At 37.9% G+C, this 19,856-nt stretch carries 17 protein-coding genes and 1 pseudogene; 7 read left to right on the forward strand and 11 right to left on the reverse strand.

The features are described 5' to 3' along the window. Positions 1-67: 67 nt before the first annotated feature. A complete protein-coding gene (locus D9780_RS19455; RefSeq protein ID WP_121641212.1) occupies positions 68-952 on the reverse strand; it encodes a LysR family transcriptional regulator in 885 nt (294 codons plus the stop codon). Between the two features lie 523 nt (positions 953-1,475). Between D9780_RS19455 and D9780_RS19460 the strand changes: the two genes are divergently transcribed. Further along, a complete protein-coding gene (locus D9780_RS19460) occupies positions 1,476-1,991 on the forward strand; it encodes an acid shock protein (protein WP_121641213.1) in 516 nt (171 codons plus the stop codon). A 513-nt stretch (positions 1,992-2,504) separates the two neighbouring features. Here the strand turns inward: D9780_RS19460 and D9780_RS19465 are convergent. Genes D9780_RS19465 through D9780_RS19480 form a run of 4 tightly spaced genes read right to left on the reverse strand, consistent with a single transcriptional unit; the run spans position 2,505 to position 6,260 of the window. Beyond that, a complete protein-coding gene (locus D9780_RS19465; RefSeq protein WP_121641214.1) occupies positions 2,505-3,515 on the reverse strand; it encodes a FecCD family ABC transporter permease in 1,011 nt (336 codons plus the stop codon). Further along, positions 3,512-4,528: a FecCD family ABC transporter permease gene (locus D9780_RS19470; RefSeq protein ID WP_240458731.1), complete on the reverse strand. Its 1,017-nt coding sequence runs from the start codon at positions 4,526-4,528 to the stop codon at positions 3,512-3,514. The genes D9780_RS19465 and D9780_RS19470 overlap by 4 nt, the downstream gene beginning before the upstream one ends. A gap of 3 nt (positions 4,529-4,531) precedes the next feature. Further along, positions 4,532-5,458: an iron-hydroxamate ABC transporter substrate-binding protein gene (locus D9780_RS19475; RefSeq protein WP_121641215.1), complete on the reverse strand. Its 927-nt coding sequence runs from the start codon at positions 5,456-5,458 to the stop codon at positions 4,532-4,534. Next, complete coding sequence (locus D9780_RS19480) at positions 5,430-6,260, reverse strand: ABC transporter ATP-binding protein (protein WP_121641216.1); 831 nt, start codon at positions 6,258-6,260, stop codon at positions 5,430-5,432. Before D9780_RS19480 ends, D9780_RS19475 begins: the two co-directional genes overlap by 29 nt. Before the next feature lie 312 nt (positions 6,261-6,572). Between D9780_RS19480 and D9780_RS19485 the strand changes: the two genes are divergently transcribed. Together D9780_RS19485 and ltrA are read left to right on the forward strand one after the other, a co-directional pair. Next, on the forward strand, positions 6,573-7,622 hold the full coding sequence (locus D9780_RS19485; protein ID WP_121641554.1) for an NAD(P)/FAD-dependent oxidoreductase: 1,050 nt from the start codon (positions 6,573-6,575) through the stop codon (positions 7,620-7,622). A gap of 738 nt (positions 7,623-8,360) precedes the next feature. Beyond that, entirely contained in the window at positions 8,361-9,623 is a 1,263-nt protein-coding gene (gene ltrA / locus D9780_RS19490; protein ID WP_121638889.1) for a group II intron reverse transcriptase/maturase, read from the forward strand. 245 nt (positions 9,624-9,868) lie between these two features. Here the strand turns inward: ltrA and D9780_RS19495 are convergent, their stop codons facing one another. The 6 genes from D9780_RS19495 to D9780_RS19520 form a co-directional block, all read right to left on the reverse strand. Continuing rightward, positions 9,869-10,882 carry a LacI family DNA-binding transcriptional regulator gene (locus D9780_RS19495; protein ID WP_121641217.1) on the reverse strand — a complete coding sequence of 338 codons (1,014 nt, stop codon included), beginning with the start codon at positions 10,880-10,882 and terminating at the stop codon, positions 9,869-9,871. Between the two features lie 211 nt (positions 10,883-11,093). Then, positions 11,094-11,843: an inositol monophosphatase family protein gene (locus tag D9780_RS19500; RefSeq protein WP_121641218.1), complete on the reverse strand. Its 750-nt coding sequence runs from the start codon at positions 11,841-11,843 to the stop codon at positions 11,094-11,096. Beyond that, positions 11,833-12,699: a glycerophosphodiester phosphodiesterase family protein gene (locus tag D9780_RS19505; RefSeq protein WP_121641219.1), complete on the reverse strand. Its 867-nt coding sequence runs from the start codon at positions 12,697-12,699 to the stop codon at positions 11,833-11,835. Before D9780_RS19505 ends, D9780_RS19500 begins: the two co-directional genes overlap by 11 nt. Positions 12,700-12,714: 15 nt before the next feature. Continuing rightward, entirely contained in the window at positions 12,715-14,430 is a 1,716-nt protein-coding gene (locus D9780_RS19510; protein WP_121641220.1) for an ABC transporter permease, read from the reverse strand. A gap of 16 nt (positions 14,431-14,446) precedes the next feature. Beyond that, positions 14,447-15,448, reverse strand: coding sequence for an ABC transporter ATP-binding protein (locus D9780_RS19515; protein ID WP_121641221.1), 1,002 nt, complete (start codon positions 15,446-15,448; stop codon positions 14,447-14,449). Positions 15,449-15,673: 225 nt separating this feature from the next. Continuing rightward, complete coding sequence (locus D9780_RS19520; protein ID WP_162985939.1) at positions 15,674-16,732, reverse strand: extracellular solute-binding protein; 1,059 nt, start codon at positions 16,730-16,732, stop codon at positions 15,674-15,676. Between the two features lie 367 nt (positions 16,733-17,099). Here D9780_RS19520 and D9780_RS21735 point away from each other — a divergent pair. From D9780_RS21735 to D9780_RS19545, 4 genes and pseudogenes are all read left to right on the forward strand, one after another. Beyond that, a pseudogene (locus D9780_RS21735) lies at positions 17,100-17,503 on the forward strand (DUF2332 family protein). A gap of 43 nt (positions 17,504-17,546) precedes the next feature. Beyond that, entirely contained in the window at positions 17,547-18,476 is a 930-nt protein-coding gene (locus D9780_RS19535) for a bile acid:sodium symporter family protein (RefSeq protein WP_121641225.1), read from the forward strand. Positions 18,477-18,688: 212 nt separating this feature from the next. Then, positions 18,689-19,378 carry a DUF2711 family protein gene (locus D9780_RS19540; protein WP_121641226.1) on the forward strand — a complete coding sequence of 230 codons (690 nt, stop codon included), beginning with the start codon at positions 18,689-18,691 and terminating at the stop codon, positions 19,376-19,378. 90 nt (positions 19,379-19,468) lie between these two features. Further along, positions 19,469-19,846, forward strand: a complete 378-nt coding sequence (locus D9780_RS19545; RefSeq protein WP_121641227.1) for a hypothetical protein — start codon at positions 19,469-19,471, stop codon at positions 19,844-19,846. Positions 19,847-19,856: the final 10 nt, after the last annotated feature.

The following is a 19,856-nucleotide window of genomic DNA, read 5'->3' on the forward strand; positions in this document are numbered from 1 at the left end:
CCTTTATCTATTATTCGCATAATTTTTTAAAAAACGAAAAATTTAGTTGGATTTCAAATAATTTTAGTTAATTCTTTTTTATCGTATCAATGAAACGTATAGCAATATCTTTTAAGTGTTCATTTTTTCTTTTTGCAATTCCTATTTTAAAATAATTTGCTTTATCATTAAGCGGTATCCATTTTAAATTGTTATAGTTACTCAGGCGTTCAAGTGCTTTTGGCATTAAGGTTACACCACCTGTAATAAGCGTATTCTGTAATAAAACTTCCCAGTTGTCGTTCATAAAAATAATATTTGGTTGAAATCCATTTTCCTGACAGGATTTATGAAGTATTTTTCCCAATACGTAATTAGAAGAAAATGAACAAATGGAAGCACCCTTTAAATCGGAGAATTGTATGGATTTTTTCTCAGCTAATGGATGGTTAAAAGGCATGACAACAGCGACTGAGTAATCTGGATTAGAAGTGTTCAAGTTTTCAATAGTAATGGAAGGCTCATAAATAGGGAAAGATAATAATCCAATATCTAGTTCCTTGTTGGCGAGCATTTTTTGTAATTTGATAGAACCAGTTTGAATAAGGGATACTTCAACTTCAGGATGGGTAGAAGTAAAATGAACAATTTCTTTCATATATTGAATAGCAAAAAGAACAGTTAGGCCAACTTTTAGTGTTTTGTTTTCCTTTTGATGGAGTTGCTGAATGGTTTCTGTTAATTCTTCTACATGAATAAGAATGTCTTTTCCTTTTTCATAGAATATGTTTCCTGCCTCGGTTAGTTTTAACCCTTGATTTGTTTGATAAAATAAACGAACGTTTAATTCTTCTTCTAGCTTTTGTATGTTCCAACTTAAGGTTGGTTGCGTCACAAATAAATTATTTGCTGCTTCTGAATAACTTTTAGAGTTTGCAATGGCTACAAAGTATCTAATTTGTCGAAGCTCCATAGTAACAAGCCCTTTCTTTTATCATAGATTAAATCCGTATTGATAAATTAATCACAGCAATAAAACTATGTATAGGGTGATGATTCTATTATAAAATGAACAGTTAAAAAAATAAACTTTCATAAAATTATTATTAATTGATAGAAGGATAGTAGTAGTATCCAAGTCTTAAATTTTTATTTTAAAAGGGGGTTTTCTGTGATTTTTATGGATACAATGCTTTTAAGGATTTTTAAATACATAGAAGTCGGTAAGATTTAAAATTTGGGTCTCTTGCGTTCTTGGATATAATGGAGGCAAAAAGCTAAGATATTTGGAGCATTTCTATGACAACTTTATGCTTTCATCAGCATGCACTATATGAAAGTAGAAATGTTCATTGGCAAATATATTCCTAATGAATGTCGTGTGTTTTTTCACTGCACGTACATGATATTTTGCTTGCTTAGACACCATTTTTATCTTGCAAAATCTTCCTCCATACAGCATAATATTTTTATACTACTGCTTGGAGGATACAGATTTGAAAAAAGTATTATTTTTAATTGTTATTAGTATTTTGAGCCTTTCATTGGCTGCTTGTTCTGGAGAAGCTGAGAGCGAAGCAAAGGCAGAAAATGAAAAAGAGACGGAGCAAGAAAATAAGGAACAAGAAGAGGCAGATAATCAAAAGACGGAAGAGAAACAAGAACAAAACAAAGGTATGACTGTGGATAAAGCGACACAATTATTAGAGGATCATGTATTAGAAGAAAATGATGAAATACAAAAATTAACGATGAACGATGGAGAAATAAAAGCTTCCATTATAATTGGCGATAACGACACGATAAATGATAAAACTTTGTTAGCTCAAATTGCTTATAGTAGTGCCGGTGATGAATTTTTGCAACATGAAGGCTGGGAAGTACTAACCATAGATTTTGTTGATCTTGCTGAAGTATCGATGCATCGAAATGAACAAGAAACCGATGAAAATGATTTTGTTTATTTTCCAATGGATAAAATAATTGATCAGTTTGAGTCAGAAGCAAACTAAATACATAGATTTTCAAACGAAAAGCTAAAAAAGTGTTTGTATTTTGAGCAGGGCACCTTGGGAAGGTGCCTTTTTTCGTTATAGGAAATTATAAAATTTTGCAGCTGTGGATCAACTAACTAATTTATTTAGCCACGTCCGGCTTCAGCGCCCAGCAACTAGGTGACTTCACTCCATTGCCTTACGATAAGTCATCATCGGTTCGTTCTAAATAGGAAGGCCGACTAAAGATGGGTTTGCTGGAGGGCGCCGGCATACTCCTGTTGCAGGAGCATGATTCTTAAAACTTTAGTTGATTCGTTCCACTCGCTACGTTGCTAACCGGGCGCCCCGAGCCTTTGTTCTTGTTAGGTGTTTATTATTCCTTATTTTACATGCAACAATAATAAATAACAAGAAAAAATTTCCATATCGTTAACGAGAAAAAAATAGTAGAGAAAACTTTATCCCATACCGTCAAAGCTAATTATTAAATAAAATAAAAAACGAGTGGGAACTACCCACTCGCCCATATTATTTGCTTCTTAATAGTAGATAAATAAAATACGGTGCTCCGATAATTGCCACGACAATACCTGTGGGAATGCCTTCTGGCTGCAATATATTCCTGCCAATCGTATCGGCTACTAGTAATAACCAAGCACCCATCAGAATAGTGATTGGTAGGAATAGCTGATGTCGTGGCCCGACGAGCCCTTTTGCGATATGTGGTGCCATTAATCCAATAAAGACAATCCCACCTGTCACAGATACGGTTGCAGCTGCTAAGGCAACGGCTACCATTAATAATACGATTCTTTCTTTTTCTACATGCATACCAAGCCCAATACCTACTGGTTCACTCATCCCAAAAATGTTTAACTGGTGTGATTTTATGTATGTATATGGAAATAAAATCAAAATCCATGGGAGCAGAGCTAAGATAAATGGCCAGTCTGTTCCCCAAATATTTCCTGCCAACCAGTTAGCGATGAAGTCGACTTTCTCATTTTTAGCACCAGATGTGAGGATGACCATAAGACCAGATAATGCCATGGAAAATCCAACCCCAACAAGAACAAGATGGATAGGATTTAGACCGGTTTTTCTTTGGTGGGAAAATATATATATCAATATGGCAGTAGCCATAGCACCGATGAAAGCGACAACAGGTAGCATATATACAAAATTTTCTACTTCTATTGGCATAAATAAAAAGAATACGGCAATAGCTAGACCAGCTCCCGAGTTTATCCCGATGATTCCTGGATCAGCTAAGTCGTTTCTAGTTAATGCCTGTAAAATAGCCCCAGAAAGTGCGAGTGCCATGCCGGCTAACACGATAATAATAAGTCGTGGTAAGCGAATAGAGAAAAACACGAAGTCTTCTTTAAATGTTCCGTTTCCTAAAATAGTCGGAATTAAACGATCTATCGACACAGAAGATGGGCCTACGCCAATTGCTATGATGGACGTCATGATAATAAGTAGTAGTAAAATGAATATAATGATGCGTTGTTTGCGTATTAGTTGGGATGGAATCATTGAAATGCGCTTCCTCCTTTTCGCACAACAAATAGAAAGAACGGGAGTCCAAGAACAGCAACAATGGATACAACTGGTGTCTCCATTGGTGCATGAATCATACGTCCGACTAAATCTGCAAGCAACATAAAGATGGCTCCAGTAAAGATAGACATCGGAATGATATGACGATAATCAACACCAACAATTGCTCGTACAATATGAGGGATCATTAAGCCGATAAATGCCATATTCCCGACTAACGAGACGGCGGCTCCAGCTAATATAACAATCACAATAAATAACAGCCAACGAATTCGCCTTGTATTTTGACCTAAACCAGTGGCAACATCTTCCTTTAAGCTGAGAATCGTTACTTGACGAGATAGAAGCAATGCAAATAGTAACCCGATTAAAATAAATGGAACAACAATGGACAGCTGTTGCCATGTCGTACCAATAGCACCTCCTGCTGTCCAAAGGGAGATGTTTTTGGAGATTTTAAAATATAAACCGATAGCATCCGCAACTGCTTGTAAAAAGATAGAAATGGCAGCACCTGCTAATACTAATTTGACAGGGGTAAAGCCACCTTTTTGCATGGAGCCAATACCAAAGACGAGCCCTGCACCTGCTGCAGCCCCAATAAAACATGCCACCATAATTCCAAAAGTGCTTACGCTCGGTAACATGGCCAGTGCGAATGCTAATGCAGCATTGGCACCGGAAGTTAAACCAAGTAACCCAGGATCAGCTAAGGGGTTACGTGTCATCCCTTGCATAATGGCACCGGAAACAGCAAGAGCTGCTCCAACAAACATCACGGCAACTTCTCTTGGTAAACGAATATCCCGAATAATGGAATAGCCTGGAGAACTACCTTTTTGGAAAAACGCATTAAAAACGTCAGCAAAACTCGTTTCTTTTGCTCCCATTTTTGTTGCTACAAGGAATGTGAAGAAGCATACTATAATAGCGATGATTAATTTGATTGGAAAAGCCGTATGTTGGATTTCTCTTTTTACTTTCTTCACCGTTTATTCCCCTAAAAATTTTTCTTTGAAAAACTCCAATTGATATTCAAGTGTTGACGCATCGTTAAAGTAAAATTCTTTTCCATTAACAACAAATATATGATCATTTTGTACAGCAGGAATGTTTTGGAACGTATCGGACTCTAAATAAGAAGTATCTTCTGCACCGGATTGATCACTAACAATTAAATAATCACCTGCAAAATCAGGGATCACTTCTTCTGAAAGAGCGTAATAACCGTCTTTTAAAGCTTGTTCTTTCACTGATTCAGGCATGTTTAGGCCCATGGCTTGATAGAGAATTTCGGTACCGCGTCCCCAATTATCACCAAATACATACCATTGTTTATCGAACTTTTCGATGACAGATACGGTAGCATCTTTGCCAATTTTATCTTTAATTTGTTTACCGATATCTTTTGCTTCTTTCTCAAAGCTTTCTACCCACTTGCGGGCTTCTTCTTCCTTGTTTACGAGCTTGCCAATTTCAATATGTTGATCTAAGTAACCAGCTTTTCCGTAAGTAAATGTAACGGTCGGTGCAATTTCTTTTAACTTGTCTATATTTTTAGTGGAAGATAAGCCGATGATTAGATCTGGTTCTAGCTCGATGATTTGTTCTATATTATCTTCAGAAACGGTGGCAGCGTCTTTTAATTCTTCAAAGCGCGGGTTATCTTTCGCCCATGAGTCAGCACCAACAACATGGACGCCAAGTTTGATTAAATCTCCAGCAAATTGGCTAAGCACAACGACACGTTGCGGGTCTGCAGGAACTTCTACAGGACCGTCTTCAGATTCATAGGTAATGGTATCTTTTTCATTGTCTGAAGCTGCTTTATCGTTATCTTCTTGCTTTTCATCGTTCGTATTACAAGCACTAAGTACAAGAATGAGGATGCTAAATAGCAGAATGAATCTTTTTTTCATTGTTATGTTGCTCCTTTTGTTTAATTAGATCGTAAGTGATGCAGATCGGTTTTCCTGTGCGTGGATCTGTCCCTATTTCTCCGTCTATTTCGTATACATTTCGTAACATTTCTTTGGTAAGTACTTCTCCGGGACTCCCTGTTTGAATAATTTGTCCTGAACGCATGGCGAGCAAGTGATCACTGAACCTAGCCGCTTGGTTGATATCGTGTAAAACCATTATAATGGTTCGACCTTCTTGCTTATTCAGTTGCTCTAGCAGTTGAAGAATGTCTAGTTGATGAGCCATATCGAGATAGGTTGTTGGTTCATCAAGTAGAATGATGTCCGTTTCTTGCGCTAAAGCCATTGCAATCCACACGCGCTGTCTTTGACCGCCAGACAATTCATCTACAGTGCGGTGTTTAAAACCTAATATAGCAGTTACCTCCATTGCCCAATGAATTACATCGATATCTGCTTGTTTTAATCGACCTAAACCACTTTGATGTGGAAAACGTCCGTAAGATACCAATTCACCAACTGTTAATCCGCTTGCGCTATCTGGTGATTGGGGGAGGATGGCCATTTTCTTAGCAACGTCCTTTGTTTTCATCGTGGCGATTTGGGAACCATCTAAAAGGACAGAACCATCTTCATAAGGGATGATTCTTGTTATCGCTTTTAATAAAGTAGATTTACCACAGCCATTACTACCGATGATGGATGTGATCTGCTTATCAGGAATAGTAACGGATAAATTTTGTATAATGGGCACTTTGTCATAGCCAACAGTTAGGTCATTTGCGGTTAAACGAAACATTTTCTTATCCTCCTTTCTTTATATATATAGCGAAAGGGTAAAGGTTATTGATCATACAGTGGAATTTTTTACGAACGTTTACTTCCTAAATAACAAAACATTGATTTACCCTTTAATTGAAAATGATTATCAATACCAGAATGATATACCGTATCTTTTTGTTTGTCAATTGCTAGTATTAAAATTAATATGGTGAAAAGCAGGCTTTATTAGTAACTCTATATAAAAAGGGTTGCAACACGTTGTAAAATAGTATAAGATGGATGCAACTGATAATCATTTTCAATTGTGAGGAGCATTCAAATGATTCATATATCTGAGGCAGATGTGTATGATGTAACGATTGTTGGAGGAGGGCCAGCGGGGCTTTTTTCAGCATTTTACAGTGGTCTACGTGAATTGAAGACAAAAATTATTGAGTACCATCCTTTTCTTGGTGGGAAAGTGAATGTATATCCTGAAAAAATTGTCTGGGATATAGGTGCGATGCCACCTCTTCCAGGACAACAAGTTGTTGAAAACATGGTGCAGCAGGGACTTACCTTTGACCCTGAGGTAGTGCTCAATGAGGAAGTTGTATCCATTGACAAAAATGAGGCTGGTTTCTTTGTTGTGAAAGCGTCCTCAGGAAATGTGCACTATTCTAAGACCGTAATTGTAGCAGTTGGTGGGGGAATATTAAATCCAAAACGTTTACCAATTGCTAATGCGAGCGACTTTGAAAATAAAAATCTGCATTATACGATAAAGAATTTGAAAGATTTTAAGAATAAGCGTGTATTAATTTCTGGTGGAGGGAATTCTGCTACGGATTGGGCTAAAGAATTATCAGGTATTGCGAAAGAAGTATATATTGCATGTAGAAGCGATTTTTCTTGCCATGAATCCCAGATTACATATTTACAAAATCATTCTGTTGTATGTTTCACGCAAACTGAAATTGCGGAATTAGTGGCAAATGCCTCTGGTGATCAAATAGAAAAAGTAGCACTGAAAAATCGAGAGTCAGGTGTAAAGCAATATATTCCGATTGACGAGGTTATTGTGAACCATGGCTATGAGAGAGACAAATCATTATTAGAAGACAGCCCACTTGATATCCAAATCTTTGATCATTATTTTATAGCTGGATCAAGCAGCAGTGAAAGCTCTATCTCTGGCTTATTTGCTGCAGGAGATATTTTACATCATGACGGCAAGCTTCATCTTATTGCTGGTGCTTTTCAAGATGCAGCAAACGCAGTCAATCAAGCCAAGCTTTACCTTGAACCCGAAGCAACGAAAACAGCAATGGTATCCTCTCACAATGAAAAACTATATGGACGGAATGAAAAGATCGTAGCGGATTTATTGAGGGAATAGAAAATGCTCGTTTAAAGAGGAAGTATAAAGGACAGGTCAGATAAGGTCTACGAAAGAAAGGCGAGATTGATAACATAAGCGCGCTGAAGCTTATGCTATAGGGGATTTCAGCTGAACTTTCTAAGATGGGTAGGTTGTCTTAGCCTTCCTTTCGAGACGTAAAGCAGCCTTTAGAAAATGTTTTCTGAAGGCTTTTATGTGTGTGCCAGGCATGCACACATTCTCTAGGGTTCGAGTCCCGAACCACGAAGGCAGTAGTAGTGGTTAGCCTAAGACAAGGGTGTCTGGGGTGACCCAGAATCTGAAGGAAGTCGGCGGCAAATCTCCGCCCTTAGGAACACGAACTTCATAGAAGGCTAGGTGTACTTGGATGAGACTGCACAACAAGTCAAAGTCCTTACTGCCAAAGGGTACACAGAGTAAATGAAGTGGGGATATGGAGAGGAAGAATGTGTGCTTACCCCGGGAGATCTGACAGAAAAGCGGTGCACACGCCGTAACCGAACATGTAAGTGTTCGCTGAACTGTCAGAAGTCAGCCGAAGCCGTAGTACTAGATATTTCTAGGAAGGGCTGAATCATTGAAGAAGAATGGTCGCTTCGGAGTACGCAATACTTGATGAAGCAGAAACAAGAAAACCTTCCTAGTGAAGGAAGCGGTGAATCCCGTGGGGGACACTAGAAGGGCTGAGAGAAATTGCCACACAAGAAGAAAGAGCCATTCACGTAGGAGTTAGATATCATGTTGGAAAGCATTCTATCACGAGAAAACTTAATATGTGCACTGAAACGTGTCGAACGTAACAAAGGAAGCCACGGTGTGGATGAAATGCCCGTACAAAACCTACGAGCGCATCTCATGGAACACTGGGCTTCCGTTCGAGAACAACTCGAATCAGGTACCTACTATCCTCAACCCGTTCGCCGTGTCGAAATCCCGAAACCAAACGGCGGAGTGAGGAAGCTAGGAATTCCTACCGTGCTAGACCGTTTCATCCAACAAGCAATCGCACAAGTTCTAACAACCATCTATGACGCAACATTTTCTGAACATAGTTATGGTTTTCGCCCAAACAGACGAGGACATGACGCGGTTAGGAAAGCGAGAAGCTATATGAAAGATGGCTATCGCTGGGTTATAGACATGGATTTAGAGAAATTCTTTGATAAAGTACATCACGACCGATTAATGAGGAAACTGAGCCAAAAGGTCAAAGATCCGAGAGTACTTAAACTTATACGTAGGTATCTCCAAGCTGGCATTATGGAGGACGGAATCGTTCAACCAAACACAGAAGGAGCCCCTCAAGGCGGACCATTAAGTCCGTTGCTATCCAACATCGTTTTAGATGAGCTAGATAAAGAATTAGAGCGAAGGGGGCTCCATTTCGTCCGTTATGCGGACGACTGTAACATATATGTTCAATCGAGGAGAGCGGGATCGCGAGTGATGAAAAGTATCACTACATTTATCGAAGGAAAACTCAAATTAAAAGTAAATGAACAGAAAAGTGCAGTAGACCGCCCATGGAAGCGTAAATTCCTAGGATTTTCTTTCACATTCCATAAAGAGAACCCAAAGATTCGGGTTTCTAAAGAAAGTATCAAACGCTTTAAACAGCGTGTCAGAGAACTAACCTCAAGAAAGAAGTCTATGAATATGCAGGATAGAATCGCAAAGCTAAATCGATACTTAGTAGGTTGGCTAGGCTACTATCAGCTAGCAGAGACGCCCTCTATATTTGAAGTTTTGGATAGCTGGATTCGAAGAAGGATGCGAATGATACGCTGGAAAGAATGGAAGAAAGTCAAAACAAAATACAAGAATTTAATAAAACTTGGAATTAGTAAAGGAAAAGCATGGGAGTGGGCAAACACGAGAAAGGCTTATTGGCGTATAGCTAAAAGTCCGATCTTACATAGAGCATTAGGTGATCGATACTGGTCAAACCTAGGCTTAAAGAGTCTACATAAACGATATCAAACGATGCGTTGGACTTAAATGAAACCGCCGTATACGGAACCGTACGTACGGTGGTGTGAGAGGTCGGGGGTTAGTCGCCCCCTCCTACTCGATTGTAAAGAAAGTTTGCAAGCTGGATAAAAATTTTATGGAACACAATGAATCATGATTTGTCATTTTGCCTTTTTATACGATAGAGCCACATTAACTATTATAATAGCAAAATTCCCTCTGCTCGTTTTTGCTTATATCTATTTATATGAAAGTTAAAATGATATTACATATCATTTTTTCATTGGAGCACAGCTTTTCCGTTCAATAATATGAGTTGCTATTTCTACTTTTTTAGCTAGTTTCCTGTATCCTTTGATCCGTTCTAGAACAGTGATAATTGCTTCTTGTCCCATTTCATTTGTATTTACTTTTAATGTAGACAATGGGGGGTAAATGTATTCCGTTGTATAGTCACCATTAAATCCAATGACTGACATATCTTCTGGAACCTTTAGCCCTGCATCTTGCAATGCTTGCACTACACCAATTGCCGTTGGATCGTTAGCAACAAACAAAGCCGTTGGTATTTCCTCAAGTTCTAGTAATTTTTTAGCGATTTCTTGCCCCGCTTCTATTCCTTTGTCTCCAAAAATAACCCAATCTTCATGATATAGATCTAGTGCTTTCATATAGTTGGTGAAATGCCATTTACGTGAATCAGTGTTTAATAGATCAGATGATTCTTCGGCACCTAAGCAGCCAATTTGTTCATGATCAAGTTCTCTTAAATAGTTCAGTACTTTATACACAGCTTGTCTTGTATTAAATGAAATATGGTCATATTGATCCGCATAAGGATTTGCAAGACCAATAACAACTACATGTTGCGAATGAATATACTCACGAATAAAATCATGTTCATCTTTGGAAAGGTTTCCGAGAATAATGGCGCCATCAAAAGTTGTATTCGTAGTAGAGATCGTTGTTAAATGATCTAGTGGTAAACTGACAATGGTCACATTCTTCTTCAGCGCCATATGCTCTAGTCCATTACGAATGGAAAAGTAGAAGGCTCTATCTACAGTGCTTTTAAATGCTTCATTGTTATGAATCATTGCCACATGGTATTGCTTTGGTTTTGTCCTTTTTTTACGTAAGGGCTTATATCCTAATTCTTCAACGGCCGCCAGTATTTTCTCTCTCGTTTCATCCGTCACTGTAATGGTTTTGTCGTTATTTAATACGCGTGAGACAGTTGTTTTAGAAATACCAGCTTTTCTGGCGACGTCCTCCAACTTCACCATAAAAGCACCTCCAATTTTTGGCTTATTGTGAATCAAAATGTAAGGTGCTATGACACGCCAGCTGGCGATTCCAGCACCTTACATGATCATTTCGTTCCAAAAGGTTTTATTTAACTATCCATGAAAGTTGACGATAAGTCACTATATCCATTTCGTGTTGATAAGTAGCGCTGTATTAGTCTTAGTGAGTATGGTCTAAACTCGTTAATTTTTATAAACGCCCCGAAACACTTTTCCCTGCGTGTTTGTTAATTTCTTCAAGTAACTCGTTCCATTTTGTACCTATTAGAACGGTTTGATTTTCTGTTACTTCTACAGGTAAGCCGACCATTTCTGCGAAGATAACAGCAGCTTTATAATCCCATGCTTGTTGATCTTTTCTATAAAAACAGCTTGCTTCTCCAATTGCTACTCGAATGATTTCGATAGCACAAACTTCTAGGTAACGAACACCTTTAAAGCGATTGGCAAACGCTTCATATTTTGCTTCCTTTAGATAGCTTGGGGTAATATGGATAATTCCATATGCTGCTGTTTTTGGTCGGGTAAAAGGTTGACCATTAATAAAAGCTCCCGAGTTGGAATGAGCGTGATATAGTGTGTCTTCCTTTACATCAAAAACAAGTCCGAATTTTTCTTCATTTCCTTCAAAGGCGATGGATATAGCAAATTCACGATGACGATAAATGAAGTTTGTCGTTCCATCAATAGGATCAATGTACCAGCTGTTTTGTTTGTTTCCTGATTTTGATTGTTCCTCACCGACTATGCTATCCTTAAATCTGTTGCTAATTTCATGAACAATATGCGCATTAAGTATTTTATCTAGATTGGTAACTAAATCTTTATCGTGTTCTTTTTCTTCTATATTTTCAATGGAATGTTGCTCTAATAGAAGTTTGCAAGAGTCAATTAAGTTGATTGCAAATTCATATCGTGGCGATATAGGTTTAAGGCTCATAGACGAGATTAACTCCTTTTTGCTCAAGATATACTTTTAATGGTAGTGGCCAATCTGTCTGAATAATATCAAAGCCCATTTCTAATAGCTTTCCCCACCCTGAATCAGGGTCTTCCAACAAAGAAATATCGTCGTCAAACCCACCGCAAAGTGATGGGCGATCATTCCAAAGAACAATGGCGTTTATCATAGTGTGATAGCCCATTTCTCGAAGCGTCTGTATAGTTTCCTTTGATACATAAGCTGCTTGCGGATCATCAAAGATCATTTCAAATCCAATGATATTAATGCGATCACGATACGACATAATGGTTTCAAAGTCAGTTTCGCTCCAGACCTTTGGCAGTGTCATATATTTTACATCGTGCTGTGCTAATACTTCCAAATAATCGGTTACTTCGACATCTGTTTTAATTATAATCGATTCTCGCTGATCTTCAAATTGATCGAAATGCTCCAAAAGCTCTTTTCCCCATTTCTTGGCATGATCAACATGTAATAATGTATGGGGATGCTTTTTCATAGCGGCCATAAATTGTTTCACTGTTGGTGGGGAATCGACAGCCTGCATATTCATATTCAGTAAAGGCATATGACTTAATGCCTCAGAGGTAAATTCGCGAAATTTTTCTTGTTGATTCAAGCGAATGGGCTCTTCATGCTCGTGAAAAATATAAAAGATACCGTCTTTTGATCGACTAATATCAAATTCTACAATATGAGCACCTTGACGAATGGCATTCAGCATGGAACGATATGTGTTGTAGGAAATATTCCCTCCTGCCGACCCTTGGTGACAAGCAATTAAACGATCATTTTTTTCCAATAGTTTGTTTAAGATAGTAGTGTATTTCATTTTGCAAATCCTCCCTTATTTCTTCTTTTCTTTTAATAACCAGCCATAAACGATTGAAACGGTGATGGCGGCAATCGCCATCAAAATTGTCGAGAAGACATAAATTAATGCTTGTGTATCGCCAGTCGCTTCCACAGATGTATACCTCCGGATCAATAACCCGAGCGGCTCCTTTAAAGGATGCGATAAAAATGCTGCGATGTTATAGTCCGATAGTAGTGAGTTGAAATTTAAGACAATTAATGCGAGAACCGTTGGCAGGAGCATAGGTAATACGATTCGACGAAACGTGTAAAATGAACTCGCGCCGAGTGATTTTGCAGCCCGCTCATAATCCTGATCCACAGATTGATAGGAAGCTCGTAATAGTCTAGAAGTAATCGGAATGAGAATAATGATATACGCTAGCACTAATATTTCGGTTGTACCGATTAACACCTTGTTTCCAATAATTAATTTCGGCTCATCATAAGTGGTTAAAAATCCAATTGCAATTAACGTAGATGGTAGCATCCATGGTATTAAAAATGCATATTCAATAAACTGGGTAAAAAGATTGTCATGCTTTCTTCTTATGCCTACACCTAACAAAACAATTATTGTAACTGCAATTGCTGCTTGGATAGAAAAATTAGCACTATTAAAAAACGGGGTAATCTTTTCTATATCATGAAATACTGTTAGATAGTTATCTAGAGTAAATGCGGAAAAGCTTAATTTTACTTCATGGATGGCAGCAGAATTGGTAAAAGAGAATGCAATGATTAAAACCACTGGCATGACATAAATGATAAATAGTAGGTAAGCTATAGCATGAACAAAGATATGAAGTGATTTATGATTAATCTTCTGTTTGACATATACTGCTTTTGTTTTTGATATAGAGAAAAAAGTTCCACCTTTTTCAAGTTTCGTGAATAAGATTAATAGCAAAATTGTTGTCAGTCCGAGTACTAACGAAAGCATAAGTGCCAACCCTTGTGACCCAGGGATTTTATTTAATTCTAAAATTAATGGGGCAATGGTTTGAAAGTCTTTTCCGCCAATAATTAAGGGAGCGGCAAATGCACTTAGCCCGCCCAAGAATTGCAAAATAGTAATGGCAAAAATGGTAGGCAACACGACAGGTAAAACAATTCTTCTTATAATGTAAAATGACGAAGCACCCATGTTTTTAGCGGCTTCAATCGTGTAGTTGTCAATGGATTTAATCGCATTTCCTAAGAACATCATATGTGAGGTTGTCGTAGATACTGTCATTACAAACAGAACAGCCCAAAACCCTCCAAACCATTGCACATTAAAATTAGGGAAAAATGAAGCAAGTGTCTTTGTCACAATTCCGTTTTCGCCGTAAATCATCGAGTAGCCTGAAACCAATATGATTCCGCCATAAATAAATGTTGTCATATATCCAATTTTTAATAGTTTAGCTCCTTTTATTTCAAAGTACTCAGAAACAAGTACAATAAAGATCCCGACAATATTCGTGGTAATTGCTAAGGATATAGCTAAGATGAAGCTGTTTTTTAACCCATCCATGGCAATGGGCGACTCGAATAGCTTACGAACAATAGTAAAGGAAAATCCTGATTCTGTTCGAAAGCTTGCTAGAATGATGTTGAAGTTTGGATATATGAGAAAGGCAATGACAAACCACAGTAGAAAGGCGCCGATTAGTAGACGCATACTATTTTTCTTCCATTGTTTTACGTTTATAAGTTGTTTCATGTCTATCATCGCCTCCCTACAAATGGATGAAATCACGTTGCTTTAGATATAATGTTACGTTATCGCCAATATTCATTTGGTTAGAAAGGTCTACCTCGACATTGCGAAGTGTCAGTCCAGAAACGGTTTTGAACGTATATTTGCTATAAAGCCCAAAATATTCCACGTTTGTTACGACACTTTCCAGTTTTATTGCTTCTTTGATAGGCTTTGTGTGCACATGATTTAGACGAAGGTAGCTTTTGCCGCTTGGACGAGAAAGGTTCTTAGCGTTTAAAAAAGTAGCCAGTTCTTTTGTTTCAAAGACGTTGCTATCACCTATAAATGTTGCTACAAAATCCGATGTTGGGTTGTTAAATACATCGTTTGGCGTGCCCAGTTGTTCCAGTTTTCCATTGTTGAAGACAGCAATTTTATCAGACATTGTTAATGCTTCTTCCTGGTCATGGGTGACATAGACAGTTGTAATCCCAAATTGCTTTTGCAGTCTTTTTAACTCTACTCTCAATTGGTTTCGTAGTTTTGCATCCAAATTGGAGAGAGGTTCATCTAAGCATAATATTTTTGGTTGAAGTACTAATGCTCGGGCGATGGCAACCCGCTGTTGCTGTCCGCCAGATAGTTCGGAGGCATTTCGTTGTAAATGCTCTTCGCTTAAATCAACCATCTGAGCAATTTCCAATACTTTCTCTTTTATTGCTTTTTTTGATAATCGCTTTACTCGTAACCCGAAAGCAATATTTTCAAATACGTTCATCGTTGGAAAAATCGCGTATGATTGAAAAACGATGCCAACGCCTCTTTTTTCTACGGATTCGTCCGTCACATCTTTACCATCAATAGTAATTCGTCCTTTAGACGGGGAAACAAACCCTGTAATGGTTCGAAGTAAACTGGTTTTTCCACATCCAGAAGGACCTAACAGCGTAAAAAATTCGCCTTCATTGATCGTGATGTTAAGTTCATTCATGGCAATAAAATCATCATAGGCAATTTCGATACCTTGTAATTCAATCATTCATAATCCTCCATTGGTGGAATGACAGGTGTTTATTATCAGACAACCTGTCATTCATTATTCCGAATATAAGTTGTCGTATATGCAGATAGAAAAATTGTTGGAACATAGAAGGTAAAGGCACGTAAAACTTAGTTTTAGTTAAAGGCTTTTAGATCATAATTCTGTCATGCTAACCAATAATTGGGGATGGAAGGATACCCCCTTCATTACTTTCATATTAGTTTACTGTGCATATTCAAGTGCCATTTTTTCACGCCATGCATCCATATGTTCATAGATATAATTCCAGTCAAGTTCTTGTGTTTCTAAACGATCAAGCAATGCTTGTATCTCTCCACCAATTTTCTCTAGTGCTTCTTTATTTGCTGGGGCTTGTCCAGTTTTTTCTCCCCAAGTTGCTTGGACATCGGCAGAACCCCACCAGTTAATAAATTCTTCTGCGTTTTCCATTTTCTCCTCGTTACCAGTATGAATCTTTCCTACAAGAGCAGGTAAAAATGGTGTACCTACAGAAGGTTCCATAATATCTAGTTCGATATTTTTGTCACGAGCTACGGAAATCACGCCGCCTCCCCAAATGAAGCCTCCCGTGACATCTTCCTTCAGTGCTTCTTGCCAATCTTGCGGAGCTGGATTTACGGCATTTGTATAAATATCTTCTACTAATTTCCATCCTTCTTCTGATACGCCATGCTCCCCATTTTTGTCCTGATATCTTACAAGCATGGAAGCGAACAGAACAGCACCTGTCGTTCCAGAGGGTTCGAAAATATAGTATTGATCTTTAAATTCAGATTTTGTTAAATCAGGCCAATCTTGCGGTACTGGTGGTTGATTATTCTCACCAACTAAATCTTTATTGTACGTATAGTGAACCGTATCGATTGCCCATGGCCAGTAGTTGTTTTCTGACCCAACTAAACTGGGGTCGACATTATCTGCCCAAGTAGGAGTAAATGGTGCTAATATATTATTTTCTGCTAAAGCTAAATGCTCTAATGGCGAGCCTCCCAAAACAACATCTGCGAGTGGATTGTTTTTTTCAGCGATAAGTCTGTCTTTCATTTCTCCTCCACCAGCTTGCACAAATACAACTTCAAAATTGAAATTTTGCTCTTCTACTAAACTTTTAGCTACTTCCTCGCGATCACCAGAAATTTGGTTGGTATACACGACTAATTCCGATTTTTTATCTGATTTTGCTTCTTTTCCTGCTTCACTGCAAGCGGTAATGAATATAAGGGTTGAAACTATTCCAAGCATGAGCAATAATTTTCGCATAGTTACTCCTCCATTTTGTTTTAGTGAATTAAAAGATAAACTAACTTTTAGTTCACTGAAAATAATATATTGTGCTTGTCTGCATTGCAATAGAAATCGGAATATTTTACAATCATTTAACGCTATATTTACAAACGAATTATACATATTAAGAGGTTCTGTCAGATGCGTTTGGAGATATTCTATTTACAGGTATTGTTTTAGTTTTCAATGGAGTACTGACTTTTTTCATCGGCATACGTTTCATCTCGGGACCAATGATATGAAAATGAGTTTGTGTCACAGGAGTAGAAGGCGACAATGATTGCGTCTTGACCAGCAAAGAAACACGTTTATGACTAAGAAAATAAAGCAAGGAGGATGATGTATGGGTAGAGATAAAAACGTTTTGGCGCAATGGTTTAGGAATTTTGCCAAAAATGAAGGGGAAGGTTCTAGCCCGTTATATGCCTATTTGGCAAACAGAATCGCTGCTGATGATGATTTATTAGCTTTATGTATGCACGCAAAGTCAGGGCAGCCAGTACCCAATTTACTTTTTGCAGCTGTTTTTATTTATTAAAAAGCGATAGTAATCATAGTTTACGTGATTATTATGCTAGCCTTGTTCCTACTCCCAAGGATACGAAAGATTCCTTTGCTTCTTTCAAAGATTTTTGTGTTCAATATCACTTTGAAATACGAAGGCTTTTAGAAAATAAACGTGTTCAAACGAATGAAATACGACGCTGTGCATATTTGTATCCAAACGTAAAATTCCTATTAAATTAAATATTCGCTTTGTGGTAGAATATTTGGAATAGGAGGTAGGAAGATGCAAGCATTTATCAAATTCAGTCACTTTATCGGAAAAACATTTGCTATTTGGGTATTGTTGGTGGCGGTAATAGCTTTCTTGTTGCCAGAGCAATTTTTGTGGATTGGTAATTACATATCGATTTTGTTGGGAATTATCATGTTTGGGATGGGGATGACGTTATCGGTGCATGATTTTCGGGAAGTCGCTCGCCAACCGAAAAGTGTAGCTATTGGTGTTGTCTCACAATTTTTGTTCATGCCGCTTATTGCTTATGGTTTAGCAAAAGGATTAAACTTACCACCAGAAATTTCCATTGGCGTCATTTTAGTTGGAGCTTGTCCTGGAGGCACAGCCTCTAATGTCATGACATTTTTAGCAAAAGGGAATACAGCTCTTTCCGTTGCCATCACATCTGTGTCCACGTTGATTGCACCTTTGTTAACACCTGCCATTATCTATTTTCTAGCGCAAGAGTGGTTACAGGTATCCGCATCAAGTATGTTTATGTCGATTGTAAAGATTGTCTTAATACCTATCGTTTTTGGGTTAATTGTCCAACTTTTCTTAAAAGAACAAGCAAAGAAAAGCGTTGATATTATGCCACTTGTTTCTGTAGTTGCTATCGTTTTAATCGTGGCTGCTGTTGTTGCAAGTAGTAAAGACAAGATCATTGAATCAGGCGTGCTCATACTTGCGGTTGTTATTTTGCATAATGGGTTTGGTTATTTAATTGGTTTTTTTATTGCGAAGTTATTTAGACTAACATACACGGATCGAAAAGCTGTTTCTATTGAAGTTGGCATGCAAAATTCAGGCTTAGGTGCGGCATTAGCTGCTGCTCATTTTAGTCCGCTTGCAGCAGTTCCTAGCGCCATCTTTAGTTTTTGGCATAATATATCCGGCCCCATACTGGCTACATATTGGGCGCAAAAAGCAAAGAAATAATGGAGAAGTAGGTGGTTGCTTTTTTAAGGATAAGAAAGCTTCACTTGCTTTATGTAAGATCAACCAAGTAGTTCGTTTCATGGTCTTAAAAAGATTTGCTAAAATTAAATGTCCTATCCGTAATGAACTTTACGTGTTAGGTAGATGAGCGTATAATTAAAAGCTATAAATATATGTAGATAAGGAAAATGACCGTATAAGAAGGTGATCATATGGTAAAAACATTACCAGAACCACATCGTTATGCCGTTTGTGCACCAGAAGATATACCCATTAAACGGTTTTATGATGGAGTATATGAGGAAGTTTTTATTTTTTTCCATCCTTTTATGAAGCAGAAGCATACAGAGCAAGAAACAGTGCGCACGACTTGGAATAAAAATAATTTAAGCGATCAATTTGAAGTACGAACATGGAAAGAGCTTTTACACCTATCTAAAATAACTACTGTGCGCCAACTAGATATTGGCTTGCGCACTAGGATCCTCTCTTTAAGAAAAGAAAAAATGGATGAAGAAACTGCATTAGCAATTGATGAAACTTGTCAACAATATAATCTTATTGCGCCGGGGGAAGGTAGACTGCCAGAGATACTTATAAATCCCCTTTTAAAAAGTTTCCAGCAATTAGGGTATTTTTGGATATGGTGTGGTAATGAATTTGGGACGGAGCGTAAACTAGAAGCTGTATCTGATCTCATTAGCAAGAGCAAACTATCGGATGATTACAGTAATTTTTTTACGCACTACAATGAACTGCTAATAACGACGCATTGGGATAGCCATTTTTCTATGCTATGTGGTACCAAGGAAGTGCTTGAAGCAGTTCGGCTGAGCTGTCATTTAGAAGGGTTTTATTGCAATCAAAAAACTGACATATATTGGAGTGTAACTACCTGTTGAATGTCCAGCAAAAGCTGTTATGATAGTGTTGTGTTTAGGTAGTAATGATGTCCGTGGCAATTTCTATAAATGGTATAGGAGGTGGAGAAGGTGAATAGAAAACATAGCTTCATGCAAATCTTTTTCTTGTCTGTTTTATTTATGTTTGTCTTGTTTAGTCAAGCGGCGCAATTAGTAGAGCAAATCGGTAGTCTGCCATCGAATGAAACGATTAGCAAGTCGACTATCCATGCGCAAGATCATGATGCTGTACAACTCTCATTGCCTGCTATGCCAAAAGAGGATTTGCTACTACCTATTCCAATACCGCCAATCCAAAAGCAAGTGCTTTCTCCGCATTCCTTTATAGGTTTTGATAGCTGTAGCGTGCTTTATGCTACGGATACAAGTCGAACGATAGATGTAATGAAATATGGGTCTAATTACCTCGCTTCCTTTCATGCTGATTTTAGTCATAAACAAGCATGAAAGGAGTAAA

The organism is Virgibacillus sp. Bac330 (assembly GCF_003667845.1).
Classification (GTDB): domain Bacteria; phylum Bacillota; class Bacilli; order Bacillales; family Amphibacillaceae; genus Virgibacillus; species Virgibacillus chiguensis.